Here is a 21,390-nt window from a genome sequence, read left to right on the forward strand (position 1 = left end):
GATACATTCTATAAAGTAACCACAACAATAACTTAACGTTCCAACCAGTGGCATGGGTGATTCTCCGCCCGGTGTTGCCGGTTTTCGATACCAGGGCCCTGGTTCAGGTGTCCTAAGGAGCAGTGTGCCGAGCGGTTTTGTAGGTTACCTGGGTTCGATTCTGCTGTTGGCGTTGACCTATCTGGCAACCGCGTTGCTCGCCAGTGGTGTGGGCCTGCATCAGCAGATCATGCCATTTTGGGCGCCGGCGGGTGTTGCTCTGGCCGCCGTGCTGCGCTTTGGCCCCGGTATATTGCCGGGTGTGCTGCTGGGTAACCTGGCCTTTAACCTGGTTATCCCGCTGAGCTGGAGCGACTCGCTTACCACAGCCAATATCCTGACCGCGTTACTGATCGGTGCCGGGGCCTGTATTCAGGCGGCCGTAGCGGGCGCGTTGATTCGCCTGTTTGATGCCGACCCACTGGCCCCCGGCAGTGGCAGAGCCCTGTTCGCCTATGCCTTGATTGCAGGGCCAGTCAGTTGTCTGATCAATGCCACCATCGGCACAAGCGCGGTAACCTTCATCAACGCCGCCGGGGGTAGTGCCGGCTTTCTGAGTGACTGGTCGAGCTGGTGGATCGGTGACAGCTTCGGTGCCATCGTTGTGACGCCCCTGATTCTGGCGCTGTTGAAGGACCGAGAGGGTAAGAAAAGACACCTGTCTCTTGCCGTCCGGTTGATTGGCGTCATTGTCGCCGTCATGTTGCTCAATGCGCTCTTTATGGAGCGGCTGGGCTCACAGCTCAAGCGGGACTTTGAACGCGATACACGGTTGATTCAGGCCCAGCTCTCCTCGGCGGTCCAGCGAAACTTCGCAGACCTCTCTTTCCTTGGACAGCGCTTCACCGAGCCGGGCGGGGTCAGTCCTGCCGCATTCCGTCAACAGGTTCTGGCGCTGAAATCGGATAATCCCAGTGTCCGCGCCTACTCCTGGGACCCGTTGATTAGCCGGGAAAACCGTTCCGTATTCGAACGTCGGACAGCCGAGTTGCTGGGGGAGCCCTATGAGGTTTACGGTGAGTCGCCGCACGACAGTGATCTGCTAATCCCGGTGCAGTTTGTGGAGCCGATCGAGATGAACCGGCCTGCGCTGGGGTTCAACCTCCTGTCACTGGAAGACAGGCGGCGCTGGGTCATTCTGGCACAGGAGACGGGCGCGCCTGTGGTGACCGAAATCCTGAATTTGACCCAGGCACCGGATGAAGCCGGGTTTTTGATTCTGCACCCGGTGTACCGCTTGATCGGCGACTATGGCCCGCTCAGTCGCCAGCGCGTGCTGGTGGGCTTTATGGTCGGGGTATTTACCGTGGACCAGCTGCTGTCTGGCGCAGTTGAAGGGAAATCCCGCGGTGCGATCGAGTTGTCGCTCTATGAGGAAGGAGACAGTAAACCGTTTTTCTCGTCAGCGGGAATCGAGCAGGCAGACAAAGCGCTAACAAGTACGTTTGAGCTTCAGGTGGGCCAACGTCAGTGGCATATAGAGGCTCACCCCGGTGCTGACTACATGGCCGCACACCCGGCCAGCAATGCGCTTGATCTGCAGCTGATGCTGGCGTTGAGCGCCGTTGTCACCTCCGTGTTGATGCTGGCGATGCATGATCGAGAAAGAATACTGCTCGCCGAGGTCAACCGGCAGACGCGCTCGCTGGCGTTCCAGGCCAGGCATGATGATCTGACAGGGCTACCGAACCGCGCACATCTGCTTGAGACCGTGCATGGGCGGATCAGTGCTGGTGAAGCCAAAGCGTTCTCGTTGCTGTTTATCGATCTCGATCGCTTCAAACTGATCAATGATAGTTTGGGGCACCAGATGGGGGATCGATTGCTGCGCAAGTTGTCGGAAGTGCTCTGCGAGCGTCTGCCGAAAGGGAGTCATCTTTACCGCATGGGCGGTGACGAGTTTATTCTGCTGGTGGAAGGCGATAAGCGTGCCGCCTGTGATGAGGCTGATCGCGTTCTGATCGCCTGCACGCTGCCGCTTGAGGTAGACGCTGTTCGCCTGCAGGTGACCGCCAGTATCGGCATCAGCCTCTATCCCGAGCATGGCCGTGATCTGGATACCCTGATTAAACACGCCGATACGGCCATGTATCGCGCCAAAGCTCACGGTAAGAATCGCTACGTGGTTTATACCGAAGAATATACCGATCAGGCGTTTCGCTCCTTCTCGCTGGAGCAGGACCTGCGCCTGGCGCTGCAGCGGCGGGAGTTGGTGTTGCATTACCAGCCTCAGTTTGACTTGGCCAGTATGAAGCCCGTAGGTACTGAAGCGTTGGTGCGTTGGCAGCATCCCGAACATGGCTTGCTCCCACCGGGGCAGTTTATCGAGCTGGCGGAAGAAACTCAGCTGATCATCCCGCTGGGCTGGCAGGTGATTGAACTGGCTTGTGAACAGATGCAGCGCTGGGATGCCGAGGGGTTCGCGATGCCCTGTGTGGCGATCAATATATCGCCGCAGCAGCTGTTGCAGGTGGATTTTGTCGAGCGTCTGAATGCGCTGGTGGATGAGAAAGAGGTCCATCGGAGTCGGATTGAGCTGGAGATCACCGAGTTGATGATCATGCAGGATCCGGATCTGGCGATGATGCAGCTGCATAACCTTCGTAAATCCGGCTATCGCATCGCGCTGGATGATTTTGGCACGGGCTACTCATCGCTTGATCGACTCAAGCACCTGCCACTGGACCGTCTGAAAATTGACCAGGCGTTTACGCGCGATATCGGCAAGAATCCGAAGGATGAAGCCGTTATTCTGACGATCATTGCGCTGGGCCGCAGCCTGGGGATCGAGGTGCTGGCCGAGGGGGTTGAAACCGAGGCTCAGCAGGCATTTTTGGCGCAGCATGACTGCAACAGTGTGCAGGGGTACCTGCTGGGGCGGCCGGTTCCGCCGGAGTCTCTGAAAATTACCGTTTAAGCGGAGCCGGCGGCCCCTGGCGCTGTCCGGCGATCTGGCGGTACTGGCGTGGCGAGACGCCGGTCTGATTGCGAAAAAAGCGCGTGAAGTAGGCGGGGTCGTTAAACCCGAGCTCTGCCGCAATATCCTGAACACGGGTGGCGGTATACGTGAGTTGGCGTTGAGCTTCGAGCAGGCGTCGCTCATGGAGCAGCTGAATCGCAGTGCGCCCGGTCAGCTGTTTGCAGAGCTGATTCAGGTAGGGCGGTGTGATACCCAACTCATCCGCGTACTGCTCCACAGTCATTCCATGGTGATAACTCTGATTGATCCGCTCCAGGTAGGTTTCCAGATGGCGACTGCGGGGGTGCTGCATCACGGGCTTGCCGGCCTGTCGCTGCTGGAGCCGTTCACAGCGGATCACCAGCAGATCAATCAACGCCTGCAGTGAGCGGTCCCGGCTGCTGTCCGGGGCGTTCCGGTACTCCTCAAGCAGCATCTCCAGCAGCGTTTCGAGCCGCTTTTCATCCTTTTCCAACGGCACCAGCTGTGTTTGTGACAGCACCGGTTGAGACCGGTTCAGGGCTCGCTGTGTGCGCTCCAGTCGGGCCATGGAAATAGAAACAACCGTGCCACTGACGTCCCCCGACCAAAGGAAATCATGCACACACATGGGGGAAATAATGATGAGCTGGGGCGCGTGGACTGTCTGAATATGCCCGTCGATTTTTGCCTGTCCCTGCCCGCTTTGCAGATGAAACAGCTGTACAAGCCCCGGATGACGGTGGGGACGAATCTTGAAGGCGTGCGCACGGGAACGGGTGATCAGGGGTTCACAATGTAAATCGTCGGTGTCGGCACGCCACTGCTCTTCGCCATAAAACTGAACCGTAGGTATTGGATAGGGCTCACTCATCAGCATCTCACTTAAGCTGGATATCTTCGAAATATACAAGTTTTAATGCTGTATGTCCCTTCAGTGAAGAGGTGTTTAAACCCAGAATGGTTCCACCTGCCGGCGCCCAGGCTGTGCCGGCAACGACTGAAAATAAACAAAAGGCGGAACGGTTATGGTTTGGACTCGACACGACTACGACGAGATACCGGGTACGTACGTTTTTGATGGAAAACGTGCTAATTCCGGTTATGCACTAAACAAGATGGCTTTTTCTTTCAACTCCGAAGAAAACAGGAAGGCATTCGCGGCTGATATGGATGGCTACTGCCGCCGTTACGGGTTGAGTGATGAACAGCGTGAAGCGGTCTTGGCCGGGGATTTCCTCAAGCTGTTGCACTTGGGTGGTAACGTCTATTACCTGGCCAAAATCGCGGTCTTCCATGGACTAAATGTGCAAGATGCCGGTGCTGCATTCCAGGGCATTACCACCGCCGAATTCAAACAAAAACTGCTCGATCAGTCGGCCGGTTTTGAAACTCAGCTGAAGCGCGAAGGGGGATACTGGCATGGCTAAGATTATAGGTGGACTGACAACATCGCATATTCCCGCCGTAGGCAATGCCATGGCTGAGGGCCTGGAGCAGGATCCATACTGGAAGCGGTTTTTCGAGGGTTATGAGCCGGTCAAGCAGTGGTTGGATGAGGTTAAACCGGATCTCGCCATCGTGGTCTACAACGATCATGGCTTGAATTTCTTCCTGAATCAGGTACCCACCTTCGCGCTGGGCTGTGCTGACAACTACCAGAATGACGACGAGGGCTGGGGCATTCCCGCCAGCGCCGATGTGCCCGGGGATGCGCAGTTTTCATGGCATCTGGCCGAGTCGCTGATTCGGCAGGAGTTCGATATGACCACCTGTCAGGAGATGAAGGTGGACCACGGCTTCATGGTGCCAATGAATCTGTTCTGGCGCCATCATGAGAGCTGGCCGCTGAAGGCGATTCCGCTGGCCGTTAATACCGTGCAACATCCGCTGACCAGTGCCGCTCGCTGCTTCAAACTGGGTAAGGCTCTGCGCAAGGCGGTGGATAGCTATCCGGACGATCTGAAAGTCGTGGTTATCGGCACCGGTGGCCTGTCACACCAGCTGCAGGGTGAGCGCGCGGGTATCATCGATGTGGAGTTTGATCTGCAGTGCATCGACAAGATCATCAATGAGCCCGAGTGGATGACCGGGCTGTCCAATGATTACATTATGGAAAAAGCGGGTACTGAGGGGATCGAGGTGATCATGTGGATGATCATGCGCGGTGCACTCAGCGATAAGGTGGATGTGCTGCACAAGCACTACCACGCGCCGATCTCCAATACCGGCGCCGGTGTGCTGCTGCTCACCGATGCTCAGTAATGGGTAATCCGGCTCGGTGTTTTATGCCCGAGCCGGTTCCTTTTGGCGCAGATCTTCTCGAATCATCGCGATAAACGCTTCAATCAAGTGGGGGTCGAACTGCCCCTGCTCTTTCTCCGCTTCAAGTATTGAGATCGCTTTCTCGGCGGTCATCCCCTTACGGTATATACGGTCACCGGTCATGGCATCCCAGGTGTCGGCAATGGCTACGATGCGCGCCAATAATGGTATCTCCTCGCCCGCCAGACCGTCGGGATAGCCTTTGCCATCCCAGCGTTCATGGTGCCAGGCGGCGATATCGGCAAAGGCTCGGAAACGACTCAGCGGCTTCATGATGCTGGCGGTCATCACCGGATGCTGGCGCATGCGGTGATACTCTTCATCATCCAGCGGGGCCGGCTTGTTAAGGATGCTGTCGGGGATGCCGATTTTGCCCAGGTCGTGCATCAGGGCGCCTCGTCGCAGCATCGAGATCTGCTCGGCATCAAGGCCAATCCGTTCGCCCAGGCGCTTTGCGTAATGGGAAACACGACCGGAGTGCTGGGCGGTGTAGGGGTCTTTGGCTTCCAATGCCTGAGTCAGGGATTTGAGGGTCTCAATATAGCTTTTTTCCTGAGCCTCGAGCAGATCCTGAACGCTTTGCGCCAGGTGATTGATGCCACTGCCCAGTTCACCGATCTCATCGTTCTGACGTACATCGGCGCGACTCTCCAGCTTGCCCTTGTATAAAGCCTGAACCGTGCGATGGAGGTGTTGAACCGGGCCGGTTAAACGATAGTGGGTGTAGAGGCCCAGTAACACCAGCATCACGGCTGAGCTGAACAGAATCGAGTACCACATCTGCTGCTCGAACGGTCCGTCAAAGCGACTAATGGCCATTTTGATACCGGTCAGGTTCATCTCCGCCTCAAGCCCGGCGATTCGGCCATCGGGCAGTTTGATCGGAATCATATAGTCCGCTTTGACCGTTTCATGGTGTTGGTCCCACTCATGTTTTTCGCCCAGAGAGCTCTGCCGGGACTCGATCACCCGTGCGTAGGGCCCGCTGATCTCTTTGGCTGAACGGCTGGCATCGCTGTGGGCGATGATGGTGCCATCCTCACCGAAAATATAGAGCTCGAGAACTTCCATCCGGTTCTGGCTGGCGTTGATCGCATCGGCTTCGCTCTCCAGAGCCTGATCGGTGGCAGGCAAGCGCCCCAGTTCGATATTGCGGCCCAGAGTGTCCAGAAGAATGCCGATCTGGCTGCTGGTTTCGCTGAGAAATGCCTCCTCCATGACGGCATCGCTGCGCTGAGTCATGATGACACCGTTCAGCAGCAGGATGAGCAGGGCCACAATCAGAAAGCGCATGGAGAGCGGTATACGCAGTTTGTGGTTCCGGTCGGCAGTTATCTCCGGCATTCGGTTCACTCCGGCAGAGCTAGGATAAAACCCTATTGTGCGTGATAGTACTCGTGGAGAAAACCACGGGTGCCGGATAAAAGTGTCCGTACCAGCTAAAAAGGGCGTCAGACCAGGTATTTGTGGGTTTCATGTATCCGGCAGTGCGGCCACGTCGACCGAGACGCTGAGCTTCTGAGAGCCGCCCCCATCGAAGATTACACCGCGTAGCGGTGTCACATCCCCGTAATCCCGGCCAATGGCGGTGGTAATGTGTTGTTCTGCCGGCATGTTGTCGTTGGTGGGGTCAAATTCGAACCAGCCCTCACCCGGTGAGTAGACCGCAAACCAGGCGTGTGATGCATCGGAGCCGATCAGCTTTTGCTGGCCCGGCGGGGGCAGGGTTTCCAGGTAGCCACTGACATAGCGTGCGGCGAAGCCCAGTGAGCGCAGGCAGGCGATGGCCAGGTGAGCGAAGTCCTGGCACACGCCACGACGGTGTTCCAGCACTGCGTGCAGGGGCGTGGCCACGTTGCTGAAACCCGGGTCGTATTTAAAGTCGGTATAGATACGCGTGGTCAACTCCCGGACCGCCGACAGCAGGGGCCGGTCTTCACTGAATGAGGGCGCGGCATACTCTCGAATCACATCAGTCGCGCGAATCATGGGCGAGTCCAGACAGAACTCCCGGGCTAACAACGTCTCTTCATCCACGGCACTGCGTGTCAATTCCAGTGCCCGGGCACAGCTATTGCCCAGGTCGAGATCAAAATTAAGCGTGGGCTGAATGATTTTGATCTGGCTGGTTACGTCGATCTGCAGGGAGCTGTGGGGCTCCTGGATCGAAAAATAGTAGTAAAGATTGGCGTAAAAATCCTCGCGACGCACGCTGTACACCGGTGTCGGGGTGATACGGATCTGTGTGCTCAGGCACTGCTGACGCTGAGTATCCCGGGGCAGCAGGTGGGCGCGGTTGTAGCACAGGGAGACCGGGTTGGCGTACTCGTACTTTGTCAGGTGTCGGATGCGGTAGATCATGGCTCTTCGCTCCAGCTCGACTGCACCAGCTGCTGCGGACCGCTGCGGTGGTCAAAGTACCGGTCGGAGACCGCATTGGCTGCCGTACAGAGTAGCGTCTGTATCCGGGCCAGACGTTCATCCATGATTTCTCGGATGCCGCTGTCGGCCGCTTCCGCCAGTTCTGCCGGACGTGTTAGCTGGACCAGTGTCAGTGCTTCCAGAATGCTGCGGTGCTCTTCAGTCAGCACCGGTGAGCGTTCGCGACTCTGCAACTGTTCTATATGTTGGCGTAACAGGTCGATCTGGTAGTGCAGTGAGCGCGGGTTGGTCTTGTCGAGCATGATCAGGGTCAGACCCTGATCCAGCAGAGGCCGGGTCCGGTAGCGCCGACGGTAGGTGATCAGGACTTCGCTGGTTAGCAGGACTGTTTCTACCACCTGCTCCTGCTCCGAATCTTCCAGAACCGGCACCAGTAGGGCCCGTAACAGCGCGGTGCTTTGCAGGGTGCGCTCCAGGCGCCGCCCCATCTCCAGGAAACGCCAGCCGAAGCCACGAATCATGCTTTCCTGCGTCAGGCCCGACAGCGCCAGCAACGTGGTGACCAGTGGATCCAGTGCTTCTTCGGGCGCGGCTGTCAGGCCATTGCGTAGCTGAGCCGGTAACTGCGACAGCGCATCACGCAGGTCGTTGATCACCCGGTGGGTATCGGCAGAAAGCATCTCCTTGGTTTCTTCGGTGCAGTTGAGCATGGCCCGCAGATTGGCGGTGATACTGCCTGAACGCCGTGAATCAAGTATCACGGACAGCAGCTCATCCTCGGGTTTGGCCAGTGATGCACCACTGGGGCCATTAAAGCCGGGGTACGTCGTTGTGACCTGCGTCACCGCTTTGAGCAGCAGGTCGCGCACATTTTCGGGCAGAACACCGGTACTGTTGAGCTGGATAAATACGGTTCGCAGCAGGCGCATGCCCGCTTCCGCCCGTTCGCTGTAGCGGCCCAGCCAGAACAGGTTTTCCACCACGCGGCTGGGCAGGTCACTGGTCTGATCCTCGACAAACACCGGCGGGCGCTCTTCGATAAAGCTGACCCGGCGCTGGGGCTCGGAGGCGAGCACCCAGGTATCTTTGCTGGTGGCGCCCAGCTGGTTACTGACAATCCACTGATCGCAGCTGCTGGCGACGCGGGTCAGTCCTCCCGGCATGATGCTGTAGGCGCTCTGGTCGGCGACGGCAAAGCCGCGCAGGACTGTGGGCCGAGGGAGCAGCTCGTTGTGTTGCCAGGATGGAGACGAGCCGGGCAGGTTGGCTTCCTGAGCAATGTAGTGCAGGGGGGCCGCGCAGATCTGCTGCTTGAGCTTTTCCAGCTGCGCCGGGTTCAGGGTCTGGCAGTAGACGCTCTGCTCACCGGCGCGTCGGGCCGTGGGCTTGATAATCAGTTTGTTCAGGTTTGCGAGGACATGGGATCGATCTTCCGGATCCCCCATCCACCAGGTTTTTGCGGAGGGCAGGGCTAACTCGTGACCGAGGAAAAAGTGTGCGATCTCGGGCAGGAATTTATGCAGTGCCGGATTTTCCAGTACGCCCGAACCCAGTGGATTGGCAATGACAACGTTACCGGCGCGGGCAACCTCCAGCAAGCCTGCAACGCCCAGGTGTGAGTCCGAGCGCAGCTCCACCGGGTCACACCAGGTGTCATCCACACGACGCAGGATAATATCGACCCGGTGCAGCCCATCCAGTGACTTCATCCAGACATACCCGTTTCGAACCGTGAGGTCACCGCCCTGAACCAGTGAGTAGCCCAGATAGTTGGCCAGGTAGGTATGTTCGAAATAGGTTTCGCTGTAGGCACCCGGGGTCAGAATCACGACCCGCGGTGAATCGCCGTTGGGTGAAAGCGATGCCATTTTGCGCCGCATCGCCTGGAAAAACAGCGACAGGCGGTGTACCTGGCTGTCGCGGAACAGGCTCGGCAAAACCCGCGACATCACGGTCCGGTTTTCCAGCGCATAACCGGCGCCACTGGGTGCCTGGGTGCGATCACCGATGACTGTCATTTGGCCATCGCAATTTCGAACCATATCGACACCGTGCAGGATTAGCTGTTTGTCACCGGGAATACGTACGCCCTGACAGGCACGCAGAAATCCATGGTGGGAGTAAAGCAGCTCCGGCGGGATGATGCGGTGCCGGATCAGTTCCCGGGGGCCATAGAGGTCTTTCAGGATCAAATCGAACAGCTCTGCGCGCTCGACCAGGCCGGTCTCAATGCGGCTCCACTCTTCGCTGTCGATCAGCAGTGGGATCGGATCCAGGCCCCAGGTACGGCTGGTATCCGCCTCGCCGGCGATGTTGTATGTAGCACCGTCGTCACGGAGGATGCGCAACGCTTTCCTCTGACGGTCGCTGAGGCCCTCGGTCCCCATGGCGGTCAGCCCTTCGAGCAGGTAGCGCCAGTGTTCGCGCACCTTGCCTTCGGGGCTGTACACTTCGTCATAGAAGCTGTCCGGTCTTGAGTAACGCAGGGCGTTCTCGACCGGTTTCAGGCTATCTTGCGTTGCCACGTGATCCACTCAGTTTTTGGTCCGTCAAGCGAGAAAATGAAAAGCGGGCGTCATCATAGGAGATTTGCCCGCTTCAGGCCAGAAAGCCGTGCCCCAAATCAGGGCTCTCGCCGCAGGTCCAACGTGTAGGGGTACTCGTTGCTGGGCTCCTCCGGCGGCGGTGCCATCGGGCGAGGGCCCTCCTTATTGGGGAAGAACTCCCGCAGGGCTTCATGGAAGGGGGGCGGTGTCACGGCACCCGGTGTATGCCCGTAATCCCAGAATCGGTTAACGCGTCGCGACTCTGCCTCAAACGCATTGATCGGCTGAGTGTCATAACTACGTCCGCCGGGATGGGTGACGTGATAGGTGCAGCCGCCGATCGAGTGGCCATTCCATGTATCGATCAGGTCGAACACCAGCGGTGCATGGATGCCGATGGTGGGGTGCAGGGCTGAGGGCGGGTCCCAGGCTCGATACCGCACACCACCCACGTATTCGCCGTGACGGCCGGTGCTATGCAGTGGCACCCGACGCCCGTTACAGGCCAGCACGTAGCGACTGTCGGTCAGGCCGGTTACACGGGCCTGCAGGCGCTCCACCGAGGAGTCCACATAACGTGCGGTACCAAAACTGGAGATCTCTTCACCGAGCACATGCCAGGGTTCGATCGCCCAGCGCAGCTCGATTTGGATATCGTCGATCTGCACACGGCCATAGTGCGGAAAACGGAACTCTTCAAACGGTGCCAGCCATTCCAGTTGGAAGGGTAGACCGTGGGCCTGAAGATCATTCACCACATCGCGCAGGTCAGACCAGACATAGTGCGGCAGCATAAACCGGTCATGCAGCTCCGTACCCCAGCGCGCCAGGGGCTTGCGGTACGGCTCCTTCCAGAAACGGGCGACCAGTGCACGGAGCAGCAGCACCTGAACCAGCGACATCTGTGCATGGGGCGGCATTTCGAAGCCGCGGAACTCCAGTATACCCTGGCGACCCGAGGCGGTGCCCGGCGCATAGAGTTTGTCGATACAGAACTCGGAGCGGTGGGTGTTACCGGTGATATCCACCAGCAGGTTACGCATCAAGCGATCAACCAGCCAGGGTTTGTCGACAAGGCCTTCCGGCATCTGCTGGAAGGCGATCTCCAGCTCATACAGCGCTTCGTGACGTCCTTCGTCGACGCGCGGAGCCTGGCTGGTCGGACCGATAAACATGCCCGAGAACAGGTAAGACAGCGCCGGGTGGTGTTGCCAGTATGTGACGAGAGAACGCAGCAGATCCGGGCGACGCAACAGCGGGCTGTCCGCGGGCGTAACACCGCCCAGGGTCACGTGGTTACCGCCGCCTGTGCCACCATGACGGCCGTCGATCATGAATTTCTCAGTGCCCAGGCGTGACAGCCGTGCCTCGTCGTACAGCGCGGTGGTGTTTTCCACCAGTTCCTTCCAGCTCGTGGCCGGGTGGATATTGACCTCGATGACACCGGGGTCCGGTGTAACCAGCAGTTTCTGCAGGCGGGAGTCCTTGGGGGGCTCATAACCCTCAATGACCACCGGCAGGTTAAGTTCGGCTGCGGTATGCTCGATGGCATTAATCAGGCCGACGTAGTGCTCCAGATACTGCAGCGGCGGCAGGAACAGATACAGCCGTCCATCACGCGGTTCGATGCAGAGTGCAGTCTTGACCACATCAACCCATTTGCCTTCGCCGGATTCCTCCTGGGCATCCGCGTCTGGCATGATCTGGCGGTTATCAGCGCTGTTGATAGTCTCCTGTGACGGCTTCATATCCGCGAAGGGGCGGTAGCTCGGCAGTGGTGACTGTTCCGCGAACGGATCACGCTCGGGCTCGATTTCGGCCTCTTCGCGAGCGACCCAGGGCAGGGTGCTCAGCGGTAGCCGGAAGCCCAGCGGTGAGTCACCGGGGATCAGTGTCAGCTGCTCGCGCCTGAGCTCCCAGGGCGATGAACGCCAGCTCTGCTGGCCATAGTGCCAACCCAGCGGCAGCACATAGCCGGTTGGGGTATCCAGTCCACGGTCAAGCAGTTTGGCTAGACGCTTGCGCTCCAGATCATCCTTAAGGTTGATCTTTTTCGGATCCACGTTGACCGGTAGCTGCTGCTCCTGCCAGAGGTAGTAAAGTGCATCCTCATGGGCCTCGATCAGATACTTGTGATCGACATCCAGGCGTTGGCACAGGGTTTTCATAAACCACTGCGCCTCCGCGAGGCCGAAGCCGTAGTTCTTATCGACCCGAGCCAGAAGTTTGGGATCATGCCACAGAGGCTCGCCGTCGGTACGCCAGTAGCAGCCCAGCGCCCAGCGTGGAACTTCTTCGCCGGGATACCATTTGCCCTGCCCGTAATGGAGCAGACCTTCGGGCGCGAAACGCGAACGCAGCCGCAACAGCAGGTCTTTGGCCAGGCGCAGTTTATCGTCACCCAGGGCCTCGATATTCCATTGCGCGGAGTCCATATCGTCAATCGAGACGAAGGTGGGCTCGCCGCCCATGGTCAGACGCACATCGCCCGCTTCAAGCTCCTCGTCGATGGCTTTGCCCAGCGCATCGATACAGGCCCACTGCTCCTCACTGTATGGCTTGGTTACACGAGGGTCTTCGTGAATACGGAACACCTCGTTGGCGTAGGCGAACTCCACCTCACACTTATCGGAGTAGCCGGTAACCGGGGCGGCCGATGCGGGGGAGGGAGTACAGGCCAGCGGGATATGGCCCTCACCGGCAAAGAGACCGGAGGTTGGATCGAGTCCGACCCAGCCGGCCCCCGGGATAAACACTTCGCACCAGGCGTGCAGGTCGGTAAAGTCCTCGGCAGCGCCGGAGGGACCATCCAATGCTTCCTGATCCTGTTTGAGTTGAACCAGGTAGCCGGAGACAAAGCGTGCCGCCAGACCCAGCTTGCGGAGGATCTGAACCAGAAGCCAAGCACTGTCGCGGCAGGAGCCTTTGGCCAGTTCGAGTGTTTCCTCGCAGGTTTGTACACCGGGCTCCATGCGGATGCCGTACTCGATCTCTTTTTCGAGTCGCTGATTCAAATGAACCAGGAAATCGATGATGCGGGTTTTATCGCGCGGTACGCTTTTGACCCAGGTGTCGAGCTGCTCACCCTCTTCCATGACTTCGAGGTAGGGCTGCAGTTCTTTCTTCAGCGCATCGTCGTAGGTAAAGGGGTAGTTCTCTGCATACTCTTCGACAAAAAAGTCGAAGGGGTTGATCACCGTCATATCGGCGATCACCTCCACCTCAAACTTGAACTTGCGCGTTTTTTCCGGGAATACCAGGCGTGCCAGATAGTTACCGAACGGGTCCTGCTGCCAGTTGATAAAGTGGTTGTCTGGCTCGATCTTCAGACTATAGCTGTGGATATGGGTGCGAGAATGAGCTGCCGGCCGCAGGCGAAGAACATGCGGCGACAGGTTGACGGCACGATCGAACTGGTACTCGGTGGAGTGGCGAATCGCGATACGAATAGTCACGGCTTAGGTCCTTCAGGGTACTGGAAACCAGGTTTCGGCAATGGCTTCATGCAATGAACCGAACTGTACCTGCAAATCGTTCAGGAAATCGCGGAAATCGTTACCCAGGTCGGTATCCGATTCGATCTTGAGCGCATCAAGCTTGATACTCTTGATCTTCTTATGCACGTTCTCATTCTTGGGGAGTTTTCCTGCCGCCACATCCATCTGGGTCAGACAGAATTGGATCGCCCGCGGGAAGTGCGGATCTTCCAGCATGAAATTGGCGACCTCCGGCCCATAAACCGGCCCTTTGATTGTCTTGCGATAGGCCATATACGCGCTGGCCGAGCGCAATACGTTGCCCCAGACAATCTGGCGCAGGTTAACACTGGCATCTCCGTTGGCTTCCAACAGGCCAAATGCACCCGCATCCAGGATACGGGTGGTCATATCCGCCCGTTCGAGATCTCGCCCGAGCTTCATGAACTGCCAACCGGCATCATGGCTCATGGTGCCGTAGAGCAGTCCCGACAGCATCTGGCAGCCCTTGATGACCTCGGACAGGAACTCGTGGCGCTGGGAGCGGTTGATCCCTTGTTGGATGTTGTTCTTGGCAAAGAGGTAGACCTCGTTGATCAGCTCCCAGGTTTCTGCCGGAACCACATCACGGGATGTGCGAATGTTCTCGCGCACCATCTTCAGTGCCGACAGCATGGAGCTGGGATTGGTGTCGTCCGAAAGCATAAACTTGACGACGTTACGCTCGTCCTGGTTCTTGTAGCGGTCCTCGAACAGTTCGGTTGCACTGTTCAGAATGACCAGGTTGTACCAGCCGATATCGATCTCATTGGGGATATCGAACAGCAGCTTGTCGTAGACGTTAACCAGGCGGGCGGTGTTTTCGACACGCTCCAGATAACGGGATGTCCAGTACAGACGTTCAGCAACTTTGGATAGCATGATCAAACCTCCCCTGTTTCCACAATCCAGGTGTCCTTACTGCCCCCGCCCTGAGAGGAGTTGACCACCAGCGAGCCTTTGCGCATGGCAACGCGGGTCAGGCCACCGGTGGTGACGTAGATATTCTTGCCTTGCAGAATAAAGGGGCGCAGATCCAGATGGCGCGGCTCCAGAGCACCTTTCTCGACGATGGTTGGGGCCGTGGAAAGCTTCAAAGTGGGCTGAGCAATATAGTTGCGGGGATTCTCCTTGATCAGCTTGGCGAAGGCTGCTTGATCTTTCTTGGTGGAGTGAGGGCCTACCAGCATGCCGTAACCGCCCGATTCATTGGCCGGCTTGACCACAAGCTTGTCCAGGTTTTCCAGTACAAAGGCGCGCTGCTCTTCATCTTCGCAGAGATAGGTTTCCACGTTTTTGATGATCGGTTCCTCGTCCAGATAGTAGCGTATGATGTCCGGCACATAGGCGTAGACTACCTTGTCGTCGGCGACACCGGCGCCCGGTGCGTTGGCGAGTCCCACATTCCCTTTCTGCCAGGCGCGCATCAGGCCGGGAACACCCAGTGCGGAGTCCTTACGGAACACTTCTGGATCCAGGAACAGGTCGTCAATACGGCGGTAGATCACATCCACCCGTTCCAGTCCGCTGATTGTGCGCATGTAGACACAGTCGTCGTCGCTCACTACCAGGTCTGAGCCTTCTACCAGTTCCACACCCATCTGCTGAGCGAGGAAGGCGTGTTCAAAATAGGCCGAGTTGAATATGCCCGGAGTCAGGACGGCAACCACCGGCTTTTTCACTGTACGGGGGGAAAGTGACGCCAGCATGTCGAACAGGTTCGAGCAGTAATCGTCGACCGGAAGAATGCGATCGTTTTCGAACAGCTCCGGCAGAACGCGCTTGGTAATCGCCCGGTTCTCGAGCATGTAAGAGACGCCGGAGGGAACGCGCAGGTTATCTTCGAGCACATAAAACTCGCCGTCGCTATCGCGCACCAAATCAGTGCCGCAGATGTGTGCCCAAACCCCAAAAGGGGGCGAAATGCCGACACACTCGGGCCGAAAGTTCTTGGAAGCGGTAATAATATGCTCGGGAATGACGCCATCCTTGATGATCTTCTGATCGTGGTAGAGATCATCAATAAACATATTCAGCGCTTTAAGCCGCTGCTTGAGACCGGCGGCCGTTTTCTCCCACTGCTTGGCGGAGATAGTGCGTGGGATGATATCGAAGGGCCAGGCGCGGTCGATATTTCCCTCCTCGGTGTAGACGGTAAAGCTTACCCCCATCTCCTGGATTGTGGCCTCAGCCATCTGACGCCGGGTTTCTACTTCCTCTTCACTCAGAGAGTTCAGATAGGAGATCAAGCGTTTTGCGGGAAGCCGGGGGTTGCCGGCTGGAGTGACCAGTTCATCGAAAAAATCCTGAGGTTCGTATCGCTTCCAATCCATACTCATGAGTGAGTCCATCTTCAACTGGTGGCCGTTGTTCGGGTGGTACCGGATTGCCCGGTAACCCTCTGTTCTCTATGGTGTTCTTTGCCGGGTATGTTCCCGGAATAAGCGGCACTGTATCCGGGCTACCTCGTGCCCGTAGCCCGGCAGGAGCCGCCAGGCGTATGCCGGGGTCCTGTAAACATTAGCAATATATAAGCCATCGTCTGCTTGGCACTCGGTTTTCCTTGACCAACGAGCCAAACACACGGCTGCACACCCTAACATCCAAAGGCGTCATGAATAAGTCGATGGCTCGATCTCGGTCACGAACCTGCTCATTGTCTGAAGCGGTATGGATGAGAGGATCCTCATATAGGTATAGCACTGGGATAAGCGGTGTAACAGGTTTTTGAGCCGTGTCAGGCGGGTGGGATGCTAACGCAGGTGTTATTGCTGAGGGCTTCTATACTCAAGGTCATCGGTTTGTTGGTGGAGAGGTGATCGCGCTATGCGAGCAATCGATTCCCGGGCCGGCTTGCGGTGGGTGTTGTTCTGGAGCCTGCTGTTGACCGTCCTGTCAGTGCATTCGGAAGAGACTGTTCAGCCAGGAAGTATCTGGGCATTAACACTGGATGATGTGGTAGGGCCTGCCTCCGCCGATTATCTGGTGCGGGGGATTGAGCGTGCAAAGGAGGCCGATGCGGTGGCGGTACTCCTGACGATCAACACCCCCGGCGGCTTGGATAGTGCCATGCGCGCAATGATATCCGCGGTACTGGCGTCCGACGTTCCCGTGCTTTGCTATGTGGCACCGTCCGGGGCACGGGCCGCCAGCGCCGGTACCTATCTGCTATATGCCTGTCACCTGGCCGCCATGGCGCCCGCCACCAACCTGGGCGCGGCGACGCCGGTTTCTATCTCGACACCGATCAGTCCTTCACCGGGTTCCGACGGAGGCGGCTCCCGGGAGCAGGAGGGAGAGGAGTCGTCTCCGGTGGGGCAGGGCAGCGCCATGGAGCGCAAGGTTATCAATGACGCGGTTGCCTATATCCGCGGATTGGCGGAGCTGCGAGGCCGCAATGCTGATTGGGCAGAGCGCGCCGTGCGCGAGGGTGTCAGCCTGACGGCCACCGAGGCACTGGATCAGCAGGTGATTGATCTTGTGGCCGAGGATCGGACTCAGCTGCTAGCCGATGCGAATGGAGTCCGCGTCATGATCAATGGCGAGCCCCGGATCTTGGATCTACAGGGACGCCCTTTGTTTTCGTTTGCACCTGACTGGCGTAGCCAGTTTTTGTCGGTGATCACCAACCCCAATGTGGCCTATGTACTGATGCTGATCGGCATTTACGGCCTGATTCTGGAGTTCTCTAATCCGGGCTTTGGTCTTCCGGGTGTCGTGGGCGCTATCTGCCTGATGGTGGCGCTGTATGCCTTCCAGGTGTTGCCAATCAGTTATGCCGGACTTGGCCTGATGCTCCTCGGTGTGGGTCTGATCGCGGCAGAAGCGATGATGCCCAGCTTTGGGGTGTTAGGTGTGGGTGGTCTGGTGGCGTTTGTGGTGGGCTCGATCATTTTAATGGATACCGAAGTGCCGGCTTACCAGATTGCCATGCCGGTGATCGTGGCGCTGGCCGTCACCACCGGGGCGCTGTTATTTGCGGTGCTGGGAATGGCGTTGAAGGCCCATCAGAGGCCACGGCTTATGGGTAGCGGTGCGGCTCGAGGGCAAACGGTCACCATTGAGCAAGTCTATGAGGGTCAGGCATTAGCCCGTTTTGAGGGCGAACTCTGGGAGGTGCGCTGTCCTGATGCGTTGGCGGTGGGGGATCGGGTAAAAATTCATGAAGTTGATGGCTTAACGCTGGTCGTCGATAGACAGGAGGTGTGAAATGTTGGGTTTTCCCTATTTCGTAACAACGATTGTGGTGCTGGCGGTTCTGCTCCTGCTCTCCATGTTTCGGGTACTGCGGGAGTATGAACGCGGTGTGATTTTCCTGTTGGGCCGGTTCTACAAGGTCAAGGGGCCGGGCTTGATCATCGTCGTACCGGTAATCCAGCAGATGGTGCGCGTGGATCTGCGCACACTGGTGATGGATGTACCGACCCAGGATGTGATCTCCATGGACAACGTTTCGGTTCAGGTCAACGCCGTGATCTACTTCCGTGTGGTGGATCCGGAAAAAGCGATTATTCACGTGGAGAACTACCTGGAAGCCACCAGTCAGCTGTCACAAACCACGCTGCGTTCGGTGCTGGGCCAGCATGAGCTTGACGATATGCTGTCGGCGCGGGATCAACTCAACGCCGATATTCAAAAGATCCTCGATAAACAGACCGATGCCTGGGGGATCAAGGTGGCCAATGTGGAGATTAAGCATGTGGATCTGGACGAGAGTATGATCCGCGCCATTGCCAAGCAGGCAGAGGCAGAGCGCGCCCGTCGTGCCAAGGTAATCCATGCCAGCGGTGAGCTGGAAGCCTCGGAGCAGTTGTTGGGTGCCGCAAAGCGGTTGGCTGAACAGCCCCAGGCGATCCAGCTGCGCTATATGCAGACGTTGACTGAAGTGACCAATCAGGGCACCCACACGATTGTATTCCCGTTGCCGATCGACCTGATGAGCAAGATGAGTGATCTGGCCGATGTGGTAGCAGCCAGGCAAGGGACGCAGTCCGAGCCACAAGAGCAAAATAGCAATCATGGGAGTGAGGCGCCTGATCGGACGTAACGGATCAACGCGCATAAGCTCATCCCCAATCGTTCTTAGCGGTTTATCCTGCGCGCTGTATAATTTGCGGCCTTAAATTCCGGAAGATCCCGGGATGTCCGCTATAAATGTCGGGAAATACCCTTCGCCGACCACTCGGATGGTGAACGTTAATATGGATAAACCCTCTCCGCTGGCGCTAACCCCGCTGGCGCTGTTTCTGCTGTTTTTCGTGGGCAGCGGCCTCTGGTATCAGTTCCAGGGGACCGAATTTGCCTTTTACCAGATCTCCGCACCGGTGGCGATTTTGCCGGCCATCGTGCTGGCCGTACTGCTGGCCAAAGGGCCTCTGAACGAGCGGATCAATACCTTTATCGAAGGTGTGGGTGATAACACGATTATCACCATGGTGCTGATCTATCTGCTGGCCGGTGCGTTCGCCAGTGTCGCCAAGGCGGTCGGCGGTGTGGATGCTACCGTGAACTTCGGCCTCAGTGTGATACCACCGGCGTTTGTTCTCCCCGGCCTGTTCGTGATCGCCGCCTTTGTGGCCACTTCCATGGGGACCTCCATGGGCACCATCGCGGCTATCGCGCCGATCGCGGTGGGTGTGGCCGAGGCGACAGAGTTATCGCTGCCGTTAACGGTGGCCACCGTGGTGGGCGGAGCCATGTTTGGCGATAACCTGTCGATCATCTCCGATACGACGATCGCTGCGACCCGCACCCAGGGCTGCGCCATGCGCGACAAGTTCAAGCTTAACTTCAAGATTGCGCTGCCGGCGGCACTGCTGACCCTGGTCTGGCTCTGGTTCCAGAGCAGTACCGCCAGAGTCGAAGTGCCGGGTGATTATGACTTGATCCGTGTGCTGCCTTACCTGGCCGTTCTGGTGCTTGCGGTACTGGGCGTCAACGTGATGTTGGTGCTGTTTGTCGGCATTCTGCTGGCAGGGGGTGTGGGGCTGGTACTGACGCCGGATTATAACGTTGCCCAGTGGTCCCAGGATATTTATGCCGGTTACACCGGTATGCAGGAGATCCTGATCCTGTCACTGCTGATTGGTGGGCTTGGGGCGATGATGAAGTCCCAGGGCGGTCTGGCCTGGGTGTCCAGTGTGATCGACCGTATCAGTCGTATCGGGAAGCGCGAGCCGGGCACTCGCAGCGGTGAGCTGAGTATCAGTGCCGCCGTGGCGCTGACCAACGTCTGTACCGCCAACAACACAGTGGCGATTCTGCTAGCGGGGTCATTGGCCAGGGATATTGCCCAGCGTCACGACGTGGACCCGCGCCGCAGTGCCAGCCTGATCGATATCTTCTCATGCGTGGTGCAGGGACTGATCCCCTATGGCGCACAGGTACTGCTGGCGGCCTCCACCGCCAAGCTTTCACCGCTGGCGCTGATTGGCAATATCTACTATTGCTGGTTGCTGGCGTTGGTGGCCCTGGTGTCGATTGCTGTTGGCTATCCGCGTCTCAAGGTGCAGCCCACCCGCCAGCTCGCCTGATTACTCGCCCCTGAGCTGCTTGACCAGTGCGGCAGGCAGCTCGGTCAGGGTGAGGCTGCCTGTATCCGGGTCGAACCTGATGTTCTTGCCCAGTGATTCGTTGCTGAAGCTGATCGATACGTCCCGGCTACGACCGCTGTAACGGATGTATTTTTTCAGGCTGGAGCGGTCCGGGATGAAGGTGTCCTTCAGTTCCGGATCGCGTGTCTCGATGAACTGGTCGAGCCCGGTGGGAGCCTGGCTCTCTATCTCGCCGGAGAGTTCGCGGTAGTTTACAGAGTCGCCGTTTTTAACCTGTTCGATACAGTACTCGGCGACCTCTTTCTGATAGCGCCGGCCAGTCTCTTCCGGCATCTCCTTACTGTAATCTTCCACCAGCGACATGAACCGCTCGGTATCGGCGGTGGTATTGACGGTATCGGTGAAGCTGAGGAAGTCCATCATCAGTTTCTGCATCGGCCTTTCGCCAAAGCCGAAGCTGATCGTCAGGAATTTATGTTCATCGGGTTGGTGCACCTGATCCAGGTTGATTGTGGCGCAGAAGCCGAGTTTGGTGAAGTCGATATACTCGCAATCATCGGGCTTGTTATCGGCATCCACCCTGATCCCATCGCGCTGGCGCAGCTGAGCCAGCCAGAGGACAGGGCCCGCTTCCTGCTCGTCCACGGCAAACAGCCAATAGCCGTCGGACTCCACGTCCTGCTCTTCCAGTGCGATGGCCAGGTACTCGATGGCTTTCTGGCTGAATGAGACCAGGTTCAACGTATCGCCCAACCAGTTCACGACCAGTCCCTTGAAAACACCCGCTTCGTTGGCAAAGCAGCCGTAGCGCTTGCTGGCGCGGCGCACGAACAGTGGCTTGATCTCATTGAGCAGACGGCTCTCTGTTTCGCTCAGCTCCAGCGGCTTATCGCTGAGGCTGAAGGACTTGTCGCCGCTCTCGCGGGTGAGGCGGTGGATGATCGCTTGAGAAACAGACATGTGGACTCCGGCTGAAGAAACAGGCGCGGCATTATACCTCAGCGCCCGGGTTCGTTCCGATAGTCACGCCCGGGCAAAGCCGGGTGATTTTGTCCAGCATGAACCGGATGGGGCTCTAATGTTGGGATTCA

General features: G+C 57.9%; 14 protein-coding genes. 6 read left to right on the forward strand and 8 right to left on the reverse strand.

Translation table 11 applies throughout. From position 1 onward, the window contains the following. Nucleotides 1-124 precede the first annotated feature (124 nt). Nucleotides 125-2,956 carry a bifunctional diguanylate cyclase/phosphodiesterase gene (locus G403_RS24225; protein WP_051298275.1) on the forward strand — a complete coding sequence of 944 codons (2,832 nt, stop codon included), beginning with the start codon at nucleotides 125-127 and terminating at the stop codon, nucleotides 2,954-2,956. Here the strand turns inward: G403_RS24225 and G403_RS0100065 are convergent. Further along, nucleotides 2,946-3,851 carry a helix-turn-helix domain-containing protein gene (locus G403_RS0100065; protein ID WP_169719869.1) on the reverse strand — a complete coding sequence of 302 codons (906 nt, stop codon included), beginning with the start codon at nucleotides 3,849-3,851 and terminating at the stop codon, nucleotides 2,946-2,948. The genes G403_RS24225 and G403_RS0100065 overlap by 11 nt on opposite strands. Before the next feature lie 154 nt (nucleotides 3,852-4,005). On the opposite strand from G403_RS0100065, the gene G403_RS0100070 reads away from it, so the two are divergent. Both G403_RS0100070 and G403_RS0100075 read left to right on the forward strand, forming a co-directional pair. Continuing rightward, nucleotides 4,006-4,407 (forward strand): protocatechuate 3,4-dioxygenase, encoded by a 402-nt coding sequence (locus tag G403_RS0100070; RefSeq protein ID WP_027852183.1) that lies wholly within the window; start codon nucleotides 4,006-4,008, stop codon nucleotides 4,405-4,407. After that, nucleotides 4,400-5,242 (forward strand): class III extradiol dioxygenase family protein, encoded by an 843-nt coding sequence (locus G403_RS0100075; protein WP_027852184.1) that lies wholly within the window; start codon nucleotides 4,400-4,402, stop codon nucleotides 5,240-5,242. The genes G403_RS0100070 and G403_RS0100075 overlap by 8 nt, the downstream gene beginning before the upstream one ends. 21 nt (nucleotides 5,243-5,263) lie before the next feature. Here the strand turns inward: G403_RS0100075 and G403_RS24230 are convergent, their stop codons facing one another. From G403_RS24230 to G403_RS0100105, 6 genes are all read right to left on the reverse strand, one after another. Further along, nucleotides 5,264-6,646 (reverse strand): HD-GYP domain-containing protein, encoded by a 1,383-nt coding sequence (locus G403_RS24230; RefSeq protein ID WP_051298276.1) that lies wholly within the window; start codon nucleotides 6,644-6,646, stop codon nucleotides 5,264-5,266. 129 nt (nucleotides 6,647-6,775) lie between these two features. Further along, on the reverse strand, nucleotides 6,776-7,663 hold the full coding sequence (locus G403_RS0100085) for a transglutaminase family protein (RefSeq protein WP_027852185.1): 888 nt from the start codon (nucleotides 7,661-7,663) through the stop codon (nucleotides 6,776-6,778). Then, nucleotides 7,660-10,209 (reverse strand): circularly permuted type 2 ATP-grasp protein, encoded by a 2,550-nt coding sequence (locus G403_RS0100090; protein ID WP_245578168.1) that lies wholly within the window; start codon nucleotides 10,207-10,209, stop codon nucleotides 7,660-7,662. Before G403_RS0100090 ends, G403_RS0100085 begins: the two co-directional genes overlap by 4 nt. Before the next feature lie 98 nt (nucleotides 10,210-10,307). Further along, a complete protein-coding gene (locus tag G403_RS0100095; protein ID WP_027852187.1) occupies nucleotides 10,308-13,685 on the reverse strand; it encodes a transglutaminase family protein in 3,378 nt (1,125 codons plus the stop codon). 12 nt (nucleotides 13,686-13,697) lie between these two features. Continuing rightward, on the reverse strand, nucleotides 13,698-14,627 hold the full coding sequence (locus G403_RS0100100) for an alpha-E domain-containing protein (RefSeq protein ID WP_027852188.1): 930 nt from the start codon (nucleotides 14,625-14,627) through the stop codon (nucleotides 13,698-13,700). Between the two features lie 2 nt (nucleotides 14,628-14,629). Beyond that, the gene (locus tag G403_RS0100105) at nucleotides 14,630-16,084 is read right to left on the reverse strand and encodes a circularly permuted type 2 ATP-grasp protein (RefSeq protein WP_027852189.1); all 1,455 of its coding nucleotides are present in this window, start codon (nucleotides 16,082-16,084) and stop codon (nucleotides 14,630-14,632) included. A gap of 487 nt (nucleotides 16,085-16,571) precedes the next feature. Here G403_RS0100105 and G403_RS0100110 point away from each other — a divergent pair, with 487 nt between their 5' ends. From G403_RS0100110 to G403_RS0100120, 3 genes are all read left to right on the forward strand, one after another. After that, a complete protein-coding gene (locus tag G403_RS0100110) occupies nucleotides 16,572-17,954 on the forward strand; it encodes an NfeD family protein (RefSeq protein WP_036231902.1) in 1,383 nt (460 codons plus the stop codon). Between the two features lies 1 nt (nucleotide 17,955). Then, nucleotides 17,956-18,792, forward strand: coding sequence for a slipin family protein (locus G403_RS21575; RefSeq protein ID WP_051298278.1), 837 nt, complete (start codon nucleotides 17,956-17,958; stop codon nucleotides 18,790-18,792). Between the two features lie 154 nt (nucleotides 18,793-18,946). Beyond that, the gene (locus tag G403_RS0100120; RefSeq protein ID WP_027852191.1) at nucleotides 18,947-20,278 is read left to right on the forward strand and encodes a Na+/H+ antiporter NhaC family protein; all 1,332 of its coding nucleotides are present in this window, start codon (nucleotides 18,947-18,949) and stop codon (nucleotides 20,276-20,278) included. Here the strand turns inward: G403_RS0100120 and G403_RS0100125 are convergent, their stop codons facing one another. After that, complete coding sequence (locus tag G403_RS0100125) at nucleotides 20,279-21,259, reverse strand: nucleoid-associated protein (RefSeq protein WP_027852192.1); 981 nt, start codon at nucleotides 21,257-21,259, stop codon at nucleotides 20,279-20,281. Nucleotides 21,260-21,390: the final 131 nt, after the last annotated feature.

The sequence above is a fragment of the Marinobacterium litorale DSM 23545 genome, assembly GCF_000428985.1.
GTDB classification, from domain to species: Bacteria; Pseudomonadota; Gammaproteobacteria; order Pseudomonadales; family Balneatricaceae; genus Marinobacterium_D; species Marinobacterium_D litorale.

Bases quoted from the DNA above. Each gene is read 5' to 3' on its own strand.
- G403_RS0100065 (WP_169719869.1), bottom strand. From the start codon at position 3,851: ATGAGTGAGCCCTATCCAATACCTACGGTTCAGTTTTATGGCGAAGAG.
- G403_RS0100070 (WP_027852183.1), top strand. From the start codon at position 4,006: ATGGTTTGGACTCGACACGACTACGACGAGATACCGGGTACGTACGTT.
- G403_RS0100075 (WP_027852184.1), top strand. From the start codon at position 4,400: ATGGCTAAGATTATAGGTGGACTGACAACATCGCATATTCCCGCCGTA.
- G403_RS24230 (WP_051298276.1), bottom strand. From the start codon at position 6,646: ATGCCGGAGATAACTGCCGACCGGAACCACAAACTGCGTATACCGCTC.
- G403_RS0100085 (WP_027852185.1), bottom strand. From the start codon at position 7,663: ATGATCTACCGCATCCGACACCTGACAAAGTACGAGTACGCCAACCCG.
- G403_RS0100100 (WP_027852188.1), bottom strand. From the start codon at position 14,627: ATGCTATCCAAAGTTGCTGAACGTCTGTACTGGACATCCCGTTATCTG.
- G403_RS0100105 (WP_027852189.1), bottom strand. From the start codon at position 16,084: ATGAGTATGGATTGGAAGCGATACGAACCTCAGGATTTTTTCGATGAA.
- G403_RS0100110 (WP_036231902.1), top strand. From the start codon at position 16,572: ATGCGAGCAATCGATTCCCGGGCCGGCTTGCGGTGGGTGTTGTTCTGG.
- G403_RS21575 (WP_051298278.1), top strand. From the start codon at position 17,956: ATGTTGGGTTTTCCCTATTTCGTAACAACGATTGTGGTGCTGGCGGTT.
- G403_RS0100120 (WP_027852191.1), top strand. From the start codon at position 18,947: ATGGATAAACCCTCTCCGCTGGCGCTAACCCCGCTGGCGCTGTTTCTG.
- G403_RS0100125 (WP_027852192.1), bottom strand. From the start codon at position 21,259: ATGTCTGTTTCTCAAGCGATCATCCACCGCCTCACCCGCGAGAGCGGC.